The organism is Cupriavidus sp. GW822-FHT03E04 (genome assembly GCF_058801495.1).
On record NZ_JBXANI010000007.1, the window covers coordinates 10,872 to 26,276 of the forward strand.

The 15,405-nt window shown below is 67.3% G+C and carries 12 protein-coding genes; 1 reads left to right on the plus strand and 11 read right to left on the minus strand.

The genetic code is table 11. The features are described 5' to 3' along the window. Positions 1-2 precede the first annotated feature (2 nt). The 8 genes from AC1RQC_RS10975 to AC1RQC_RS11010 form a co-directional block, all read right to left on the minus strand. Positions 3-3,128, minus strand: coding sequence for an efflux RND transporter permease subunit (locus tag AC1RQC_RS10975; RefSeq protein ID WP_492883312.1), 3,126 nt, complete (start codon positions 3,126-3,128; stop codon positions 3-5). After that, positions 3,128-4,201: an efflux RND transporter periplasmic adaptor subunit gene (locus AC1RQC_RS10980; RefSeq protein ID WP_492883314.1), complete on the minus strand. Its 1,074-nt coding sequence runs from the start codon at positions 4,199-4,201 to the stop codon at positions 3,128-3,130. Before AC1RQC_RS10980 ends, AC1RQC_RS10975 begins: the two co-directional genes overlap by 1 nt. Before the next feature lie 95 nt (positions 4,202-4,296). After that, entirely contained in the window at positions 4,297-4,695 is a 399-nt protein-coding gene (locus AC1RQC_RS10985) for a hypothetical protein (protein ID WP_492374419.1), read from the minus strand. A gap of 108 nt (positions 4,696-4,803) precedes the next feature. After that, positions 4,804-5,643 (minus strand): ABC transporter permease, encoded by an 840-nt coding sequence (locus AC1RQC_RS10990; RefSeq protein WP_174426757.1) that lies wholly within the window; start codon positions 5,641-5,643, stop codon positions 4,804-4,806. A gap of 4 nt (positions 5,644-5,647) precedes the next feature. Beyond that, the gene (locus AC1RQC_RS10995; protein WP_174426758.1) at positions 5,648-6,421 is read right to left on the minus strand and encodes an ABC transporter ATP-binding protein; all 774 of its coding nucleotides are present in this window, start codon (positions 6,419-6,421) and stop codon (positions 5,648-5,650) included. A 14-nt stretch (positions 6,422-6,435) separates the two neighbouring features. Further along, the gene (locus AC1RQC_RS11000; protein WP_492826182.1) at positions 6,436-7,440 is read right to left on the minus strand and encodes an ABC transporter substrate-binding protein; all 1,005 of its coding nucleotides are present in this window, start codon (positions 7,438-7,440) and stop codon (positions 6,436-6,438) included. 65 nt (positions 7,441-7,505) lie between these two features. Further along, complete coding sequence (locus AC1RQC_RS11005; RefSeq protein ID WP_492883315.1) at positions 7,506-9,239, minus strand: hydantoinase B/oxoprolinase family protein; 1,734 nt, start codon at positions 9,237-9,239, stop codon at positions 7,506-7,508. Continuing rightward, positions 9,236-11,365: a hydantoinase/oxoprolinase family protein gene (locus tag AC1RQC_RS11010; RefSeq protein WP_492883317.1), complete on the minus strand. Its 2,130-nt coding sequence runs from the start codon at positions 11,363-11,365 to the stop codon at positions 9,236-9,238. Before AC1RQC_RS11010 ends, AC1RQC_RS11005 begins: the two co-directional genes overlap by 4 nt. Positions 11,366-11,641: 276 nt before the next feature. Between AC1RQC_RS11010 and AC1RQC_RS11015 the strand changes: the two genes are divergently transcribed. Beyond that, complete coding sequence (locus tag AC1RQC_RS11015; RefSeq protein WP_492808134.1) at positions 11,642-12,373, plus strand: TetR/AcrR family transcriptional regulator; 732 nt, start codon at positions 11,642-11,644, stop codon at positions 12,371-12,373. 129 nt (positions 12,374-12,502) lie between these two features. On the opposite strand, the gene AC1RQC_RS11020 is transcribed toward AC1RQC_RS11015, so the two are convergent. From AC1RQC_RS11020 to AC1RQC_RS11030, 3 genes are read right to left on the minus strand one after another with little or no spacing between them, the layout of a single operon-like run. Beyond that, the gene (locus AC1RQC_RS11020; protein WP_492808136.1) at positions 12,503-13,369 is read right to left on the minus strand and encodes a carbohydrate ABC transporter permease; all 867 of its coding nucleotides are present in this window, start codon (positions 13,367-13,369) and stop codon (positions 12,503-12,505) included. Between the two features lies 1 nt (position 13,370). After that, positions 13,371-14,303, minus strand: coding sequence for a carbohydrate ABC transporter permease (locus tag AC1RQC_RS11025; protein ID WP_492883319.1), 933 nt, complete (start codon positions 14,301-14,303; stop codon positions 13,371-13,373). Continuing rightward, on the minus strand, positions 14,300-15,355 hold the full coding sequence (locus AC1RQC_RS11030) for an ABC transporter ATP-binding protein (protein ID WP_492808140.1): 1,056 nt from the start codon (positions 15,353-15,355) through the stop codon (positions 14,300-14,302). The genes AC1RQC_RS11025 and AC1RQC_RS11030 overlap by 4 nt, the downstream gene beginning before the upstream one ends. Between the last annotated feature and the right edge of the window lie 50 nt (positions 15,356-15,405).

A 15,405-nucleotide genomic window follows, 5' to 3' on the forward strand; every position in this document is an offset into this window, starting at 1 on the left:
TCTCATTGCACTTCTCCTTGTGCCATGCGGCCTGGCTTGTCCTCGCGCGACCGCGCCACGCCAAAGCGCTCGAACAACAGCGGCAACAACAGCAAGGTCAGTGCGGTGGAGCTGACCAGGCCACCCGAGACAACGATGGCCAGCGGGCGCTGGATCTCAGAGCCGGGCCCGGTGGCGAGCAGCAGAGGGATCATCCCCAGCGCCGTGATGCAGGCGGTCATCAGGACCGGCCGCAAGCGGTCGCGCACGCCGGTGCGCACCGCCTCGGCCATTGGCCGCCCTTCGTCCAGCAAGGTATTGAAATGCGAAACCAGCACCACGCCGTTCAGCACGGCAATGCCCAGCAGCGCGATAAAGCCCACCGAGGCCGGCACCGACAGGTACTCGCCCGCCACCCGCAGCGCGGCGATGCCGCCCACCAGCGCGAACGGAATGTTGGCGATGACGAGCGCCGCCTGGCGGATCGAGCGGAAGGTCAACATCAGCAGCAGGAAGATGGCACCCAGCGCCAGCGGCACCACCAGCGCAAGGCGCGCGGCGGCGCGCTGCTGGTTTTCGAACTGGCCGCCCCAGGCCACGCGCAATCCCTTGGGCAGTCCTGACAGGCCCGCCACGGCCGTTTGTGCCTCCTGCACGAAGCCGGTCAGGTCGCGTCCTTCCACGCTGACCTGGATCACCGCAAAGCGCCCACCGTCTTCGTGGTTGATGCGCACCGGCCCTTCCACGCGCCGCACCTGTGCCAGGGAGGTGAGCGGCCAGGACGTGCCGTCCGGCGCTGTCACCTGCAGGCTGGTGAAGGTCTCCGGGGTCTGCCGCAGGCTATCGCTGCCACGCAGGATCAGCGGCGTGCGCACGGTGCCCTCTGGCACGATGCCGATCCGCTCGCCCTCCACCTGCGCGCGCAGCAACGCTTGCAGCGCATCGCCGGAGAGCCCCGCGCGGCCGACGGCGGCGCGGTCCAGCGCAAGCGTGAGGTACTGCACGCCCTCGTTGCTGGGCGCGATCACTTCGGCCGCGCCGGGGATCTTGCGCACGCGCGCGGCGATGGCCTGCGCCGCCGTGTCGATGGCGCCCAGATCAGCGCCGAACACCTTGATGGCCACGTCGCCGCGCGTGCCGGTCAGCATCTCCGAGACGCGCATCTCGATAGGCTGCGTGAAGCCATACACCACGCCCGGGAAACGCTCCATGACGCGGCGAATGGCGATGGCGATGTCTTCCTTGCTGCCGCGCCACTGGTCCTTTGGCTGCAGCACGAGGAAGGTGTCGGTCTCGTTCAGCCCCATCGGATCGAGGCCGAGATCGTCCGAGCCGGAGCGCGCCACGATCGAGCGGATCTCCGGCACCTCGGCCAGCAGCGCCTGCTGCACCCGCAGGTCCAGGCCCACCGAGGTGGCCAGCGAGACCGACGGCGCCTTCTGCAGCTGCACGATCATGTCGCCCTCGTCCATGGTGGGCATGAAGGTCTTGCCCACCGACAGGTAGAGCGCCACCGCCACGGCCAGCGCCACGCCCGCCGAGGCAAAGACCGCGCGCGGATGCCGCCCGCTCCAGTCCTGCAGCCGGGCAAAGCCGCGTGCCACCTTGCGCATCAGGTACGGGGTCTCGTCCGCATGCGCGCGCAGCAGCAGCGACGCCAGCGCCGGCACCACGGTGAACGCGATCGCCACCGACGACGCCAGCGCCAGCACGATGGTCAGCGCCACCGGGCCAAACAGCTTGCCCTCCAAGCCTTGCAGCGACAGCAGCGGCAGGAACACGATCGCGATGATCGACACCCCGGCCAGCATCGGCACCGCCACGCTGGCGACGGCATGGCGGATCACCGCGCCGCGCAGCGATGGGTCGGACTTGCGTTCGTGCGCCTTCGCCAAGGCGGATTCGATGTTCTCCACCACCACCACCGCCGCGTCCACCAGCATGCCCAGGGCAATCGCCAGGCCGCCCAGGCTCATCAGGTTGGCGGTCAGCCCCACGTAGCGCATCAGCAGGAAGGTCGCCAGCATCGACAGCGGCAGGGTTGCCGCCACCACCAGCGCCGCGCGCAGGCCGCCGAGAAACAGGTACAGCGTCACCACCACCAGCAGGCTGGCCTCGATCAGTGCCCGCACCACGGTATTGGCGGCACGCGTGACCAGTTCACCCCGGTTGTAGAACACGTGCGTGGACATGCCCTTGGGCAGTTGCGGCGCCAGTGCATCCAGCCTGGCCTGCACGTCGGCGACCAGCTGGCGGGCATCGGCGCCGCGCAGGGCCAGCACCAGCCCCTGCACCGCTTCGCCACGCCCGTCCTTGCTGACCGCGCCGTTGCGCGTGGCCACGCCTAGCCTGACGGTGGCCACGTCGCCCACCGTCACCAGCGGCATGCCGTTGCGCCCGCCCGGCGCGGCAACGGCCACCTGGCGCAAGTCTTCCACGCCGCGCACGCCGCCTTCCACGCGCACCACCCAGTTCTCGTCGCCCTGCTCCACCCGGCCCGCGCCGTCGTTGCGGTTGTTGGCGTCGAGCGCCTGGCGCAGTTGCTCCACCGTAACGGCGCGGGCGCGCAGCCGCGCCGGGTCGGGGATGACCTCGTAGCTGCGCACCTCGCCGCCCAGCGCGTTGACATCCGCCACGCCGGGCACCGTGCGCAAGGCCGGGCGCAGTACCCAGTCCAGCACGCGGCGCCGTTCGGCCAGCGAGAAGGCATCGCCCTCCACCGTGAACATGAACATCTCGCCCAGCGGCGTGGTGATCGGCGCCAGCCCGCCGATGGCGTTGGGCGGCAGGTCGCGCAGCAGGCCGGCAAGCCGCTCGGACACCTGCTGGCGGGCCCAGTAACTGTCCACGCCCTCCTCGAAATCGACCGTCACGTCGCTGATGCCGTACTTGGACACCGAGCGGACGATGGTCTTGTGCGGGATGCCCAGCAGTTCCTGCTCGATCGGCGTGGAGACGCGCTGCTCGACTTCCTCCGGCGTCATGCCGGGGATCTTCAGGATGACCTTGACCTGGGTGGGCGAGATGTCCGGAAAGGCATCGATGGGCAACTTCAAGTAAGCCCACGCTCCGGCCACAGCCAGCACGCAGGCGGCAATCAGCACCAGCGCCCTTTGGCGCAGGGAGAATTCAATCAGGCCGGCAAGCATCACTGGCCTCCCGCGAGCATGCCCTTGAGCGCGCCCACGCCGGCCACCGCCACGCGCGTGCCGGCGGGCAGCGGGCCGCGCACGGTCGCGGCGGCATCGTCCACGGCTTCGACCACCACGGTCTGGTAGCGCACGCCGGTCTTGGTCGCCACGAACACGCCCGGCGTGCCGCGCCAATACGTCAGCGCCATGGCCGGCACCCGCACGCGGCCCGCGCCAGTGGCGTCGGGCGTGCTACGCAAGTGCACGATCACATTCACGCTCTCGCCAGCCTGCAGGCTACCGCGCTTGTCCAGCACCGCGCGCACGCGCACGGCGGCGGTGCCGTCGCTTGCCGGCACCACGCCGGCCACCGTGCCGGTGGCGCCGCGCTGGCGCACCTCCACACGTTCGCCGACGGTGGGAGCCGGCGCATCGCGGCCGACCAGCAGATCAAGCTCCAGCGCGGTGGGGTCCACGATGCGGAACAACGGCGCGGCGCCTTCCACGCGCGTGCCAGGCACGGCGTTGACCTCGGCAATGAGCCCGGTACGGCCGGCCACCAGTTGCGGCTCACCCGAGCCGCCGGCGAACACGATGCCCGCGGCAGCCATCTCGGCCTCGCGGGCGCGCACCATCGCCGCGCCTTCCGCCGCGCGTGCCTGCGTAGCTTGCCAGCGGCTGCCCGGGATGATGCCGTCGTCGTGCAAGCCACGGTCCCGCGCCAGCGCCAGGCGGGCCAGGTTGGCCTGCGAGCGCGCTTCCGACAGCGCACGCCCAGCCTCGAACAGTTGCGGGCTGGCAAAGGTGGCCAGCGGCTGGCCGGCGCGCACCGCCTGGCCGATCGACACCAGCACGCGCGAGACCATGCCGGCGTAAGGCGCGGCAACCACGTACTGCGCATCGGGCTTGAGCACCACGCGAGCGCTGGCGCCGGTCTCCAGCTGCGCGGCACCGGCGACCGGATCAAACCGCACGCCGAGCGCGCGGGCCTGGGCATCGGACAGCGTCAGTACCTGCGCGCGGGCCATGCCGATGGGGAACAGCGTCGACGCGATCAGCGCGCCAACGAAAGCAACTCGACGGGAAAACATGCCTGACTCCAAAGCAGGATGGAAGCGCCCGGCACGCCATGATCAGCCTCGATCAGGCGCGCGAGCGTGCACCGCCGGCGTGGCCGGCAGGGGAATCAGCAAGCGAGGGGAGGGGCGTGCGCAGGGGGTGGCCTGCTGTCGCTGCCACGCCATCGGGGCGGCGTGCGCTGGCGCCACGGCAGGCGCCGGAACACCGGCAGCGGCCGCGCGGCAAACAGCAGGAACGCGAAGACCAGGCCGATCAGCACATCCGCGGCCTGCACGTGGAGGGAAAAGGCAATGGGGCCGATGGCGGTCTGCACATCGACCTCAAGCGGCTCGACCGCGATCAGCGCGGCGGAACCCGCGGGCAAAGGGGATGAAGCGGAAGGAGAATAAGAATTAACCGCACCTTGGAGCGCCGTGTGCACATGCAGGCCATGGAGTTTCGGGGTTCCGAGATGGCCGTGCAGAAGCGGGGTGAGGAACTGCATTGCAAACAGCAACAGCAGCAAGGCTCCCCGCAAGAAGGAGGGGCGGTCTGCGCGAAACATGGCGCGATTGTAGCCGAGTTTGAGGCGGCGGCGCAGCTTGTGAACGGACCATCCGCGCCGCCCGCCCCCTCAGCGTTTGGCTTGCACCAGTTGCGTCAACCGCTCCGTACCCGGCGCGGGCACATGGCTTTGTCCCGGCCTGCCGCGCTGCGACGCGTGCCACGGCAGCATCCGCTCCTCGGCCCACTCCAGCGCCTTGAAGAGGATCACGCCCAGCGCGCACAGCAGCGCCAGCGCCACGAACACGGTCGGCGTGTCGAAGCTGCCTTGCGCCACCAGGATGACGTGGCCAAGCCCGGTCTCGCCCGCCACGAACTCGCCGACGATGGTGCCCACCAGCGCGAACGACACGCCCACCTTCATCCCCGCGAAGATGCTGGGCAGGGCGTTGGGAAAGCGGATCTTCCACAGCACCTTGCTGCGCGACGCCTGGTTGGCGCGCGCCATGTTGAGCATTTCCGGGTCGATGGATTTGAGGCCGAGCACCGTGTCGATCAAGATCGGGAAGATCGCGATCAGCATGGCAATGGCGATCTTGGGCGCGGAACCGGTACCCAGCCAGATCACGAACAGCGGCGCCAGCGCCACCTTGGGCACGGCGTTGAGCGCCACCATCAGGGAGTAAAGCGTGCGATCCAGGAAACGGGAATACACGATGCCGATGGCCGAGCCCACGCCCAGCACCACGGCGAGGACAAAGCCCGCCAGCGTGGTCTGCAGCGTGTCCAGGCTCTGCATCAGCAGGAAACCCGGCTGCGCCAGGAACTCGGTAAAGATCTTGCTGGGCGGCGGCAGCAGGAACTCGCGTACGCCAAAGGCCCGCACCGCGCCCTCCCAGATCAGCAACAGCACCACGATGGTCAGGATGGCCAGCCGGCTGTTCTCGGAACGCTTCCATAGCAACTTCATCACATCATCCCCTGTAGATACCAAGCTCACGGAAAATCTGGCGGATCTGCGACACGTAGCCAGCAAAGGCCTCCGTCTCCCGCACCGCCAGCCCGCGTGGCCGTTCCAGCTCGATCGGAATCACCGCCGCGATGCCGCCCGGGTTGCGCGACATCACCACCACGCGGTCGCTCAGGTACACGGCTTCGGAGATCGAATGCGTGATGAACAGCACGGTCTTGCCGGTGGCCAGCCAGGTGCGCTGCAGCTCCTCGTTGAGATCGTCCCGCGTGAAAGGATCGAGCGCGCCGAAGGGCTCGTCCATCAGCAGCAACTGCGGGTCCACCAGCAGCGCGCGGCAGATCGAGGCGCGCTGGCGCATGCCGCCGGACAGCTCCCACGGATAGCGGTGCGCGAACGCGCCAAGGCCGAACAGGTTGAGCACGGAACGCGCGCGCTCCTCGAAGTCCGCGCGATCCAGGTCGTGGAACTCGGCGGCAATCAGCACGTTGTCCAGGATGGTGCGCCAGTCCAGCAGCAGGTCGCGCTGGAACACCACGCCCATGTTGGCCGGCGGGCCCACGATGGGGTCGCCCTGCAGCGCCAGGTGGCCGCTGGAGATGGGTTCCAGCCCGGCCACGCACTTGAGCAGCGTGCTTTTGCCGCAGCCGCTGGGGCCGACGATGCTGACGAATTCTCCTTGCTCGATATCGAGGCTGACGTCCTTCAACGCGTACAGCGGTTCGCGCTGGGAATGGTAGACCTTGTTGAGTTGCCCGATCTGCAGGAATGCCGACATGTGCGTCTCCCGGCCTAGTTCGCCAGCATGGCGTTGGTGTAGTAGTCGGCCGGCTTGCGCCCGGGCTTGATCATGCCGGCCTGCTCCATCGACTGGATGGCGGCCGCCCAGTCGGCGTCGCTCTGCTTGCCGATCGGCAGGCTCTTCTGCGTGGGACTGTCGAAGAACGTACGGTAAGCCTGGATCTGCGCCAGCAGGATCTGCGGGTCGAGCTTGGCGTTGGGGCGCTGCGCCAGGATGGCGGCCACGCCTTCATCGGCGTGGCCCGCATAGATGTACTCCCACGCGCGCACCTGCACCTGGGCAAACTTCTTCAGCGCGGCGCCCTTCTCGGCCAGCCGCTGCGGCGTGGCCACCAGCCCGTAGCTGGGGAAATTGATGCCGCTGTCGGACAACAGCAGCGCCTTGGCGGGGCGTACCTTGGACACCATCGGCTGGCCGAACGGCGCTTGCGACAGGAAGCCGTCGCTGTTGCCCGAGGCGTAGGTGGAGATCATGGCCGCGGGCGACACCATCACGATGGTGGCCTTGCCCTTGGCGATCTTGTTGGCCTTGAAGTAGGGATCGATAAATGGTGCCCACGGACTGGTGGTGAAGCACACCAGCTTCTTGCCGAGCAGGTCCTGCACGGATTTGACGCCCAGCTTTTCATCGACCATCACCGCCAGGTCGCCCTTGCGGGCGAAGCCGGCGATGGACATCAGGTCCAGCCCGTTCTCCTTGGCCACGGCCATGGTGCCAAGCTGCACCTGGCCCACATCGGCCTGGCCCGCGGCGAGCAGTTGCAGGGTGTTGATGGTGCCGGTGCCGTCCTGCACTTCCACGTCGAGCCCGGCCTCCTGGAACCAGCCCTTCTGCTTGGCCAGGTGCATGGCGGCATGCATGCCCCATGGCGAGTAGTCCATCCGCACCAGCAGCTTCTGGGCGGGCGCCTGCGCTGAGGCCGCGCCGGCGAACAGCATCCACGTTGTCGCGGCGGCACAGGCGCGCCAGGCCAGTTTCATGACAGAAAAACGCATCTCGATTTCCTCTTGGGGTGTCTGTGGGTATGCGTAAGCGGACGGCTGCCAGCCGTCCGGAAATACTACGCCGCCTTGGCCAGCAGCTTCGCGCGCAATGCCGCAGTGGATGGCACATCGATCTCGCCGGTGGCGGGGTTCACCACCACCTTGTAATGCTCGAGCACATAGGCAGCGGTGAGCTTGTGGTTCCATACGTCCTGCCGGATGCGCTCGAAGTCACGCGCCAGCGGATCGCCGAAGCCGCCGCCGCCGGGCTGGATATGCGTCACCACATCGTTGCGCGCGATCGTCATGCCAACCTTGCTCGGCAGGTCCGTGACCGCATCGCCTTGCTGCAGCAGGTTGCGCGCCGGACTGGCGGGGCCGCCACCGGCCAGGCCATAGGGCGAGAACTTCATGCGGTCAGCACGCAATTGCAGCAGCGCGTTGGGCGCCAGCACGCGATAGCTGCGGCGAATGCCCAGACCGCCGCGAAACTCGCCCGCGCCGCAGGAATCCTCCACCAGCTCGTAGGCTTCCACGCGCACGGGGTGCTGCGCCTCCAGCGTTTCCACCGGCGTGTTCGACAGGTTCTGCGAGGCATTGGTGATGGCCTCGATGCCATCGCTGGCCGGGCGCGCGCCCCATGCGCCGCAGATCATGTCCACAATGATGTAAGGCTTGTTCTCATCGCTGATGCCGGACAGGCACACCACCGTGTTGCCGCCTTCGCCGGCTGCGGGAATACGGTCCGGCACCACTTGCGCCAGCGCGCCGAGCATCGCATCGAACACGCGGTAGCCCGTCAGCGCGCGCGCTGCCACCGCGCTCGGTGGCAGGGGATTGAGCACGGAGCCTTCCGGCACGCGCACCTCGATACAGCGGAACACGCCGGCATTGTTCGGCACATCGCCCTTCAACGCGCAGCGCACGCTCAGGTAGGTGCAGGACTTTGTGTATGACAGCGTGGAGTTGATGGCCGCGCGCACCTGGGGCGACGATCCCGTGTAGTCCGCGCTGACGTAATCGTCATGCACCGTCAGTGCCACCTGGATGGGGATCGGCTCCGGCGACAAGCCGTCGTCGTCGATGTAGTCGGTGAAGCGGAAGGTGCCTTTGGGCCATTTTCGGATCTCTTCGCGCGTGAGGCGTTCGGCATAGTCCAGCAGTTCGTTCAGGTAGGCGCGCGTGTCGTCGCGGCCGTAGCGGTCGAACAGCGCGGTGAGTTCGCGCACGCCTACCTGGGTTGCGGCGTACTGCGCCTTCAGGTCGCCCAGCACGCGCTCGGGCAGGCGCACGTTCTGCGCGATGATGCGTTCCAGCGTGTCGTTGACCTTGCCGGCCTCATAGAGCTTGAGTACCGGGATGCGCAGCCCTTCCTGGTAGATCTCGGTGGAGTCGCTGGCGTTGGAGCCCGGCACGCGGCCGCCCACGTCGGTGTGGTGGCAGATCACCACGCAATAGCCTTCCAGCTCGCCTCCGTAGAAGAACGGCACGAACATGAAGATGTCCGGCAGGTGCATGCCGCCCTGGTAGGGATCGTTGACGATCACCGCGTCGCCCGGGTTCAGCGCGTTGCCATAGCGCGCCTGCACGGCTTCCATGGCCTCGGGGATCGCCCCCAGGTGCAGCGCGATGGTCTTGGCCTGCGCCACCATGCGGCCGTGCCGGTCGCAGATCGCGGCCGAGTAGTCCATCACGTCCTTGACGATCTCCGAGCGCGCCGTGCGAATGACCGTGTAGGCCACTTCGTCGACGATGGAGTCCATCGCGTTCTTGACGACCGCGAAGGTCACCGGGTCGAACTGCGTGCTCATGCTGCCTCCTGGGCGATATCGATGATGATGTTGCCGATCGTGTCCGCGCGCGCCGAGGCGCCCGGCGGCACGACGATGGTGGTGTCGTACGACTCAATGATGAGCGGGCCCTGGCGCGGCGCATCCGTCATGGCCGAGCGCGGGATCAGCAAGGTCTCGCGCGGCGCCTGGTCGCGCCCGAAACTCACCTGGCGCGTGCCGGCAACACCATGCAGCGCGCTGGCATCCACCTGGATCGCGTTGAAATCCAGCCGCTGGTCGCTGCGGCCATAGGCGCTCAGGCGCACGTTGACCAGCTCCAGCGGCTCGTCGTTGCGGTAGCCGAAGGTTTGCTGGTACTGGACGCCGAAGTCCTCGATAAGCTGCGCAAGCGCGGCAGCGTCCGGCGCCTTGCCGGTTTCACCGCCGGGCAGCGGGATGGTCAGCTCCGAGCTCTGGCCGAGGTAGCGCAGGTCGATGCCCACCGCCATCTCGACCGCGGCCTCCGGATAGCCTTCCAGCGCGAGGATGGCCAGGCCTTGCTGGCGCAATTCGTCGATCACCGTGCCAATGCCGGCGCCATCGCAATCCGCCAGCGGCCGCAGGATGGCCTTGACGAAGTTATGCTCGGCATCCGCGCACAGCATGCCGGCCGAGCAGAACACGCCCGCCATCACCGGTGCGATCACCCGCTTGATGCCCAGCAGCATGGCCACGTCCACCGCGTGCAGCGGGCCCCCGCCGCCGAAGGCGATCATCGTCATGTCGCGCGGGTCGCGCCCACGCTCCACCGTCACGGCACGCAGCGCGCGCGCCATGCTCACGTTGGCCACATGGCGGATGCCGTGCGCGGCGGCCAGCGTATCGAGCTTGAGCGGCGCGCCGATATGCGCGTCAATGGCACGGCGCGATTGCTCCGGGTCCACCTTGAGGCTGCCGCCCGCCAGCGATTCGGGATTCAGGTAGCCAAGCACCATGTTGGCGTCGGTCACCGTAGGCCGATCGTTGCCGCGCCCGTAGCACGCGGGCCCCGGGTTGGCGCCGGCCGATTCAGGGCCCACGCACAGCAGGCCACCGGCATCCATCCATGCCAGCGAGCCGCCGCCCGCGCCCACCTCCGCGATATCGATGGCCGGTACCTTCAGCACATAGCCCCCGCCTTTGACAAAGCGGCTCGGGGCGCTGATGCCGTCGCGGAACTCGTACTCGGTGGTCAGCGACGGCGTGCCGTCGGTGATGATCGACGCCTTGGCCGTTGTGCCGCCCATGTCGAACACGATCAGGTCGCGCCCGCCACCCAGCGCGCCAATCTGCGCCGCGCCCGCCACGCCGCCGGCCGGCCCGGAAGCCACGGCAAACACCGGCTTCTCGCTCGCGCTGCCCACGCCCATCATGCCGCCGTTGGACGCCATCACCTGCAGCGACGCCGACACCCCCATGCGGGCCAGGTCATCCTTCAGGCGCCGCAGGTAGGTGCGCATGGCAGGCAGGATGTAGGCATTGACCACCGTGGTGCTGGTGCGCTCGTACTCCTTGATTTCCGGCAGCACATCGCATGATGCGGTCACCAGCAGGCGGGGAAACTCCCGCTCCAGTTGCGCCTTCGCCTCCAGCTCATGCAGCGGGTTGATATAGCTGTTGATAAAGCAGATGGCCAGCGCTTCCACGCCCTCTTCCACCAGCCCGCGCGCCACGGTCAGTACCTCGTCCACGTCGAGCGGCACGATGATGTTGCCGCGCGCGTCGATGCGCTCGTTCAGCCCGCGGCGATAGCGACGCGCCGCCAGCGGCTGCGGCTTCTGCCAGCCCAGGTCGAACATGGTGGGGGTGCGGATGCGGCCAATCTCCAGCACGTCGCGAAAGCCCGCCGTGGTCAGCACGCCGGTGCGTGCGCCCACCTTCTGCAAGATGGTGTTGGACGCCGTGGTCGTGCCGTGGACAATTTCCGTGATGTCGCCCGGGGCAATCCCGGCCTGCCCGATCAGCGACTTCAGGCCAGTGACGATGGCCTCGCCCAGGTCGTGCGGCGTGGTCGATGTCTTGTTGACGAACAGCCGCCCGTCCGGCATTGCCAGGACGATATCCGTGAACGTGCCCCCGATATCGCACCCGACCCGGACGCCCGCATTGCTTCCCGCATGAACCATGTCAACTCCAAGGATGTGAGGCACGGGCGACTTGCGCGTGCCGCGCATTCCGTTGCCCCGGAACGCGCACCAACCAATCTGCTAACTAACTAGTCAGTACAATAGAAGACGGGATTTTGCTTGTCAACCGGGTTTTCACGGAGCACCAGAATGGCGCCAGCGCTTGGCTGGCAGCCTTCTTGCAGTGCGCTTCAGGGGGTGTACACTAACCATCTGGTTAGCGGGTGCACTGGCACGGTGCCGCCCGCCATGACAAATTTATCGAGGAACATTCGTATGCCAGTGACCGCCAAGACCGTGCGCAAGCCAAAGCCGCGCGACGCCCAGGCCACGCGCGAGAAGATCCTCCAGATGGCGTCGAAGGAATTCGCCGCCAAGGGCTTTGACGGCGCCCGCGTGGACAGCATCGTGGCCCGCAGCAAGATCAGCAAGAACCTGGTCTACCACTACTTCGACAGCAAGGAAGCGCTGTTCATCGAAGTCATGGAGCGCGCCTACGCTGCCATGCGCGAGCGGCAGAACGAACTCGGCCTGACGGGAAAGAGCCCCGTCGACGATATGCGTGCGCTGGTGATGCACACCATCCAGCATTTCATCGAGCAACCGGAATTCATCCTGCTGCTGGGCACGGAGAACCTGCACAAGGCAGCGCACATCCGCAAGTCCAAGGTGATTCCTGCCATGTTCAATCCGCTGAAGAGCGCGCTGGCGGAGATTCTGGAGCGCGGGAAGGAACAAGGCGTGTTCAGGCCGGATGCAGACTGGGTGGATCTATATGTTTCGATCTCGGGCCTGGGGTCTTACTTCATCTCGAACCGCTACACGCTGTCGTTCGTGCTTGGCGTGGACCTCGCCGCCCCGGATCGCGTGGCGTCGAGGCTGCAGCATGTGCCAGACATGGTGATGAGCTACCTGTGCAATTTTGGCGCCGCAGCGACGCGGGACAAGGAACAGCCGCGCGCGGAGCAGGCGACGGTGCGCACGCAAGGCGCGGCAGCGCTGCCGTAGCACGCATTGCCGGGCCGCCCCGTTGGCCGGCGGCTAGCTCTGATGGCATCTGCGCTGGCCGACGATCCGCGCTCGACGCTGCCCGGATCGCTTCGCTGTCGGCACGGATCCGGCCACCGCCAAACCCGATCACTTCACCGCACCCACGGTAAAACCCGCGACAAAGCGGTCGACGAACAGGTTGTAGAGCACTGCTACCGGCACGCTGACGACCAGGCATGCACCCATCAGGGAGCCCCAGAAATAGACATCCCCGCGCACCAGGAAGGTCGGCACGCCAACGCTGACGGTGTACTGCGACGAACTGGTGATAAAGGTGAGGGCATAGACGAATTCCTGCATCACCAGCGTCAGCGTGAATATGACTACGGTCAGGATGCCGGCCGACGACAGCGGCACCACCACCTTCAGGAAGGCGCCGAAGCGGCTCAGCCCGTCCATCATCGCCGCCTCTTCGATATCGCGCGGCACCGCCTTGAAGAAGCCCATCATCAGCCAGGTGCAGAACGGCACCGTGAAACTCGGGTACACCAGCACCAGCGACCACAGCGAATCCTGCAGGCCAAGCGCGCCGATGATGCGGGAGAAGGGGATGAACAGGATTGTGGGCGGGATCAGGTAGGTCAGGAAGATGGCGATCGCCAGCTGCCGCCCGCGGCTGCCTGCCAGCCGGGCCAGGCTGTAGCCGGCGGGCACCGCCAGCAGCAGGGTGATGGCCACCACCATCGCCCCCACCAGCAGCGTATTGGCGATCCAGCGCAGGTACCGTGTCTCCAGGAACAGCACGCGCAGGTTGTCCAGGGTGGGCGGCTGGTTGAACAGGAAGGGGTTGTTGGCTGTGTTGATCAGGTCATGGACATCCTTGAAGGTGGTGATCAGCATCCAGTAGAAGGGAAAGGCGCAGAACCCCGCGAAGACGGCAAGGATGGCGACATGGCCGAAGCGTGCGCCCCAGCGCGCGCCTCGGCGCTTCCAGTGACTGGCATCGGCATGCATGTCAGGCTACCTCCGCGCGGTTGGCGATGGTCAGCAGCAGGGCCACCACCGCTACCAGCAGCGGGAACAGGAACAGCGAAATCGCCGCGCCCTCGGCCAGGTCGCCGCCCTGGATGCCGGTGAAAAATGCCAGGCTGGCCAGCACCTGCGTGGTGTCGTAAGGCCCGCCACGGGTCAGCACGAAGATGATGATCATGTCGGTGAGCGTAAACACGATGCCGAACAACAACGCCACCAGCATGATCGGCATCACCAGCGGGATATTGATGCGCAACAGGTGGCGCCAGAAGCCGGCGCCGTCCATGGCGGCGGCGTCGTGGATATCCTGCGGGATGCCGTGCAGGCCGGCCAGGATAATGACCGTGGCCAGCGGCAGCAGGCGCCAGACATCCACCAGGATCACCGACGCCATGGCCAGGTCCGGCTGGCCCAGCCAGATCGGCCAGGTATGCGGGCCGAACAGGCCGAGCGCGCGCAGCGTCCAGTTGATGATGCTGTAGACCGGATCGAATATCCACAGCCAGCCGATCGAACCCAGCGAGATCGGCGCCACCCACGGCAGCAGGATCAGCAGCCGCACCAGCCATTTGCCGCGAAAATCACGCAACAGCGACAGCGCCAGGATCTTGGCCAGGACCACCACCAGCGCCTGCGACACCAGCGTGAACACCAGCGCATTGCCAAGCGAGCGCCAGAAGGTGGGGTTCTGCACAATGCGCCGGAAATTCTCCAGGCCAACGAAATGCATGGCGCGGCTGCCCACGGTGATGTCGGACAGGCTGTAGTAGATCGACAGCAGGAAGGGAAAGCCGAGCAGCAACGCGATATAGATGAGTGCCGGCGCCAGCATCAAGGCGCCGAGCCAGCGCTCGCCCTCCAACGCATGCCAGGCACCGGCCTGTGGCGCTAGCGCGACGGGAGCCCGGGTGCTCATGCCGGCCTCACGGACGGCGCCACGGACGACGGCGCACCGAGGCTGGCGCCGGAACGCGGATCAAAGCGCCTCAGGTCGGCACGCCGCACCGCGAACGGGTAGCGCACGCCTGTCTCCAGCGGGAAGGTGACGGTGCAGGGAATCCGCGAGATAACCTTGGCCGGCGGCAGCGGTGGCTCCAGCAGGCCATACACCAGCCGGTCGGACCCGAGATTCTCGATGCGGGTGATATGGAAGGAGAAGGGTTCCAGCACTTCATCGCCGCCGTAGACCCCGCGCGGCAGGAAGTGCTCCGGCCGGAAGCCCGTCACCATCGCCTCCGTCTGGACCAGGTTCATCGGCGGCGAGCCGATGAAGGTGGCCACGAAGGTATCTGCCGGCTGCTCGTACACTTGCTGCGGGGTGCCGAGCTGGTGCACGCGGCCGTGGTCGAGAATGGCGACCCGGTCACCGAGCGCCAGCGCCTCGACCTGGTCGTGCGTGACGTAGATCGTGGTGGTCGCCAGGCGCCGCTGAAGCTGCTGCAATTCCTCGCGCGCGGAGGTCCTGAGCTTGGCGTCGAGATTGGAGAGCGGCTCGTCCAGCAGGAAGGCCACCGGATCGCGCACCACGGCGCGCGCCAGCGCCACCCGCTGGCGCTCGCCGCCGGAGAGCTGGCGCGGCTTGCGCGCCAGCAGGTGGCCGATGCCAAACAGCGCCGCGGCCCAGCTCACCTTGCTCGCGATCGCCTCGCGCGGCATGTGCTGCGCCTCCAGCGGGAAGGCGATGTTGCCGGCCACGCTCAAGTGTGGATAGAGCGCGTAGCTCTGGAACACCATGGCCATGTTGTGCGCGCGCGGTGGCAGCCCGGTGACGACACGGCCGCCCACCAGGATATCGCCGAAGGTGGGTGCTTCCAGCCCGGCAATCAGGCGCAGCAAGGTGGTCTTGCCCGAGCCGGACGGGCCCAGCAGCACCAGGAACTCAGCTTCGTGCACGGCCAGGTCGATGCCGTCGACCGCATTGGTGCCGTCGAAGCGCTTGGTGAGTGAGCGGGTTTCCACCGTGGCCATGACTTATCGGCCCACGCCCATCCCGATGCCTGCGGTCCGGCGGGGGCGGC

Bases quoted from the DNA above. Each gene is read 5' to 3' on its own strand.
- AC1RQC_RS10975 (WP_492883312.1), bottom strand. From the start codon at position 3,128: ATGCTTGCCGGCCTGATTGAATTCTCCCTGCGCCAAAGGGCGCTGGTG.
- AC1RQC_RS10980 (WP_492883314.1), bottom strand. From the start codon at position 4,201: ATGTTTTCCCGTCGAGTTGCTTTCGTTGGCGCGCTGATCGCGTCGACG.
- AC1RQC_RS10990 (WP_174426757.1), bottom strand. From the start codon at position 5,643: ATGAAGTTGCTATGGAAGCGTTCCGAGAACAGCCGGCTGGCCATCCTG.
- AC1RQC_RS10995 (WP_174426758.1), bottom strand. From the start codon at position 6,421: ATGTCGGCATTCCTGCAGATCGGGCAACTCAACAAGGTCTACCATTCC.
- AC1RQC_RS11000 (WP_492826182.1), bottom strand. From the start codon at position 7,440: ATGCGTTTTTCTGTCATGAAACTGGCCTGGCGCGCCTGTGCCGCCGCG.
- AC1RQC_RS11005 (WP_492883315.1), bottom strand. From the start codon at position 9,239: ATGAGCACGCAGTTCGACCCGGTGACCTTCGCGGTCGTCAAGAACGCG.
- AC1RQC_RS11010 (WP_492883317.1), bottom strand. From the start codon at position 11,365: ATGGTTCATGCGGGAAGCAATGCGGGCGTCCGGGTCGGGTGCGATATC.
- AC1RQC_RS11015 (WP_492808134.1), top strand. From the start codon at position 11,642: ATGCCAGTGACCGCCAAGACCGTGCGCAAGCCAAAGCCGCGCGACGCC.
- AC1RQC_RS11020 (WP_492808136.1), bottom strand. From the start codon at position 13,369: ATGCATGCCGATGCCAGTCACTGGAAGCGCCGAGGCGCGCGCTGGGGC.
- AC1RQC_RS11025 (WP_492883319.1), bottom strand. From the start codon at position 14,303: ATGAGCACCCGGGCTCCCGTCGCGCTAGCGCCACAGGCCGGTGCCTGG.
- AC1RQC_RS11030 (WP_492808140.1), bottom strand. From the start codon at position 15,355: ATGGCCACGGTGGAAACCCGCTCACTCACCAAGCGCTTCGACGGCACC.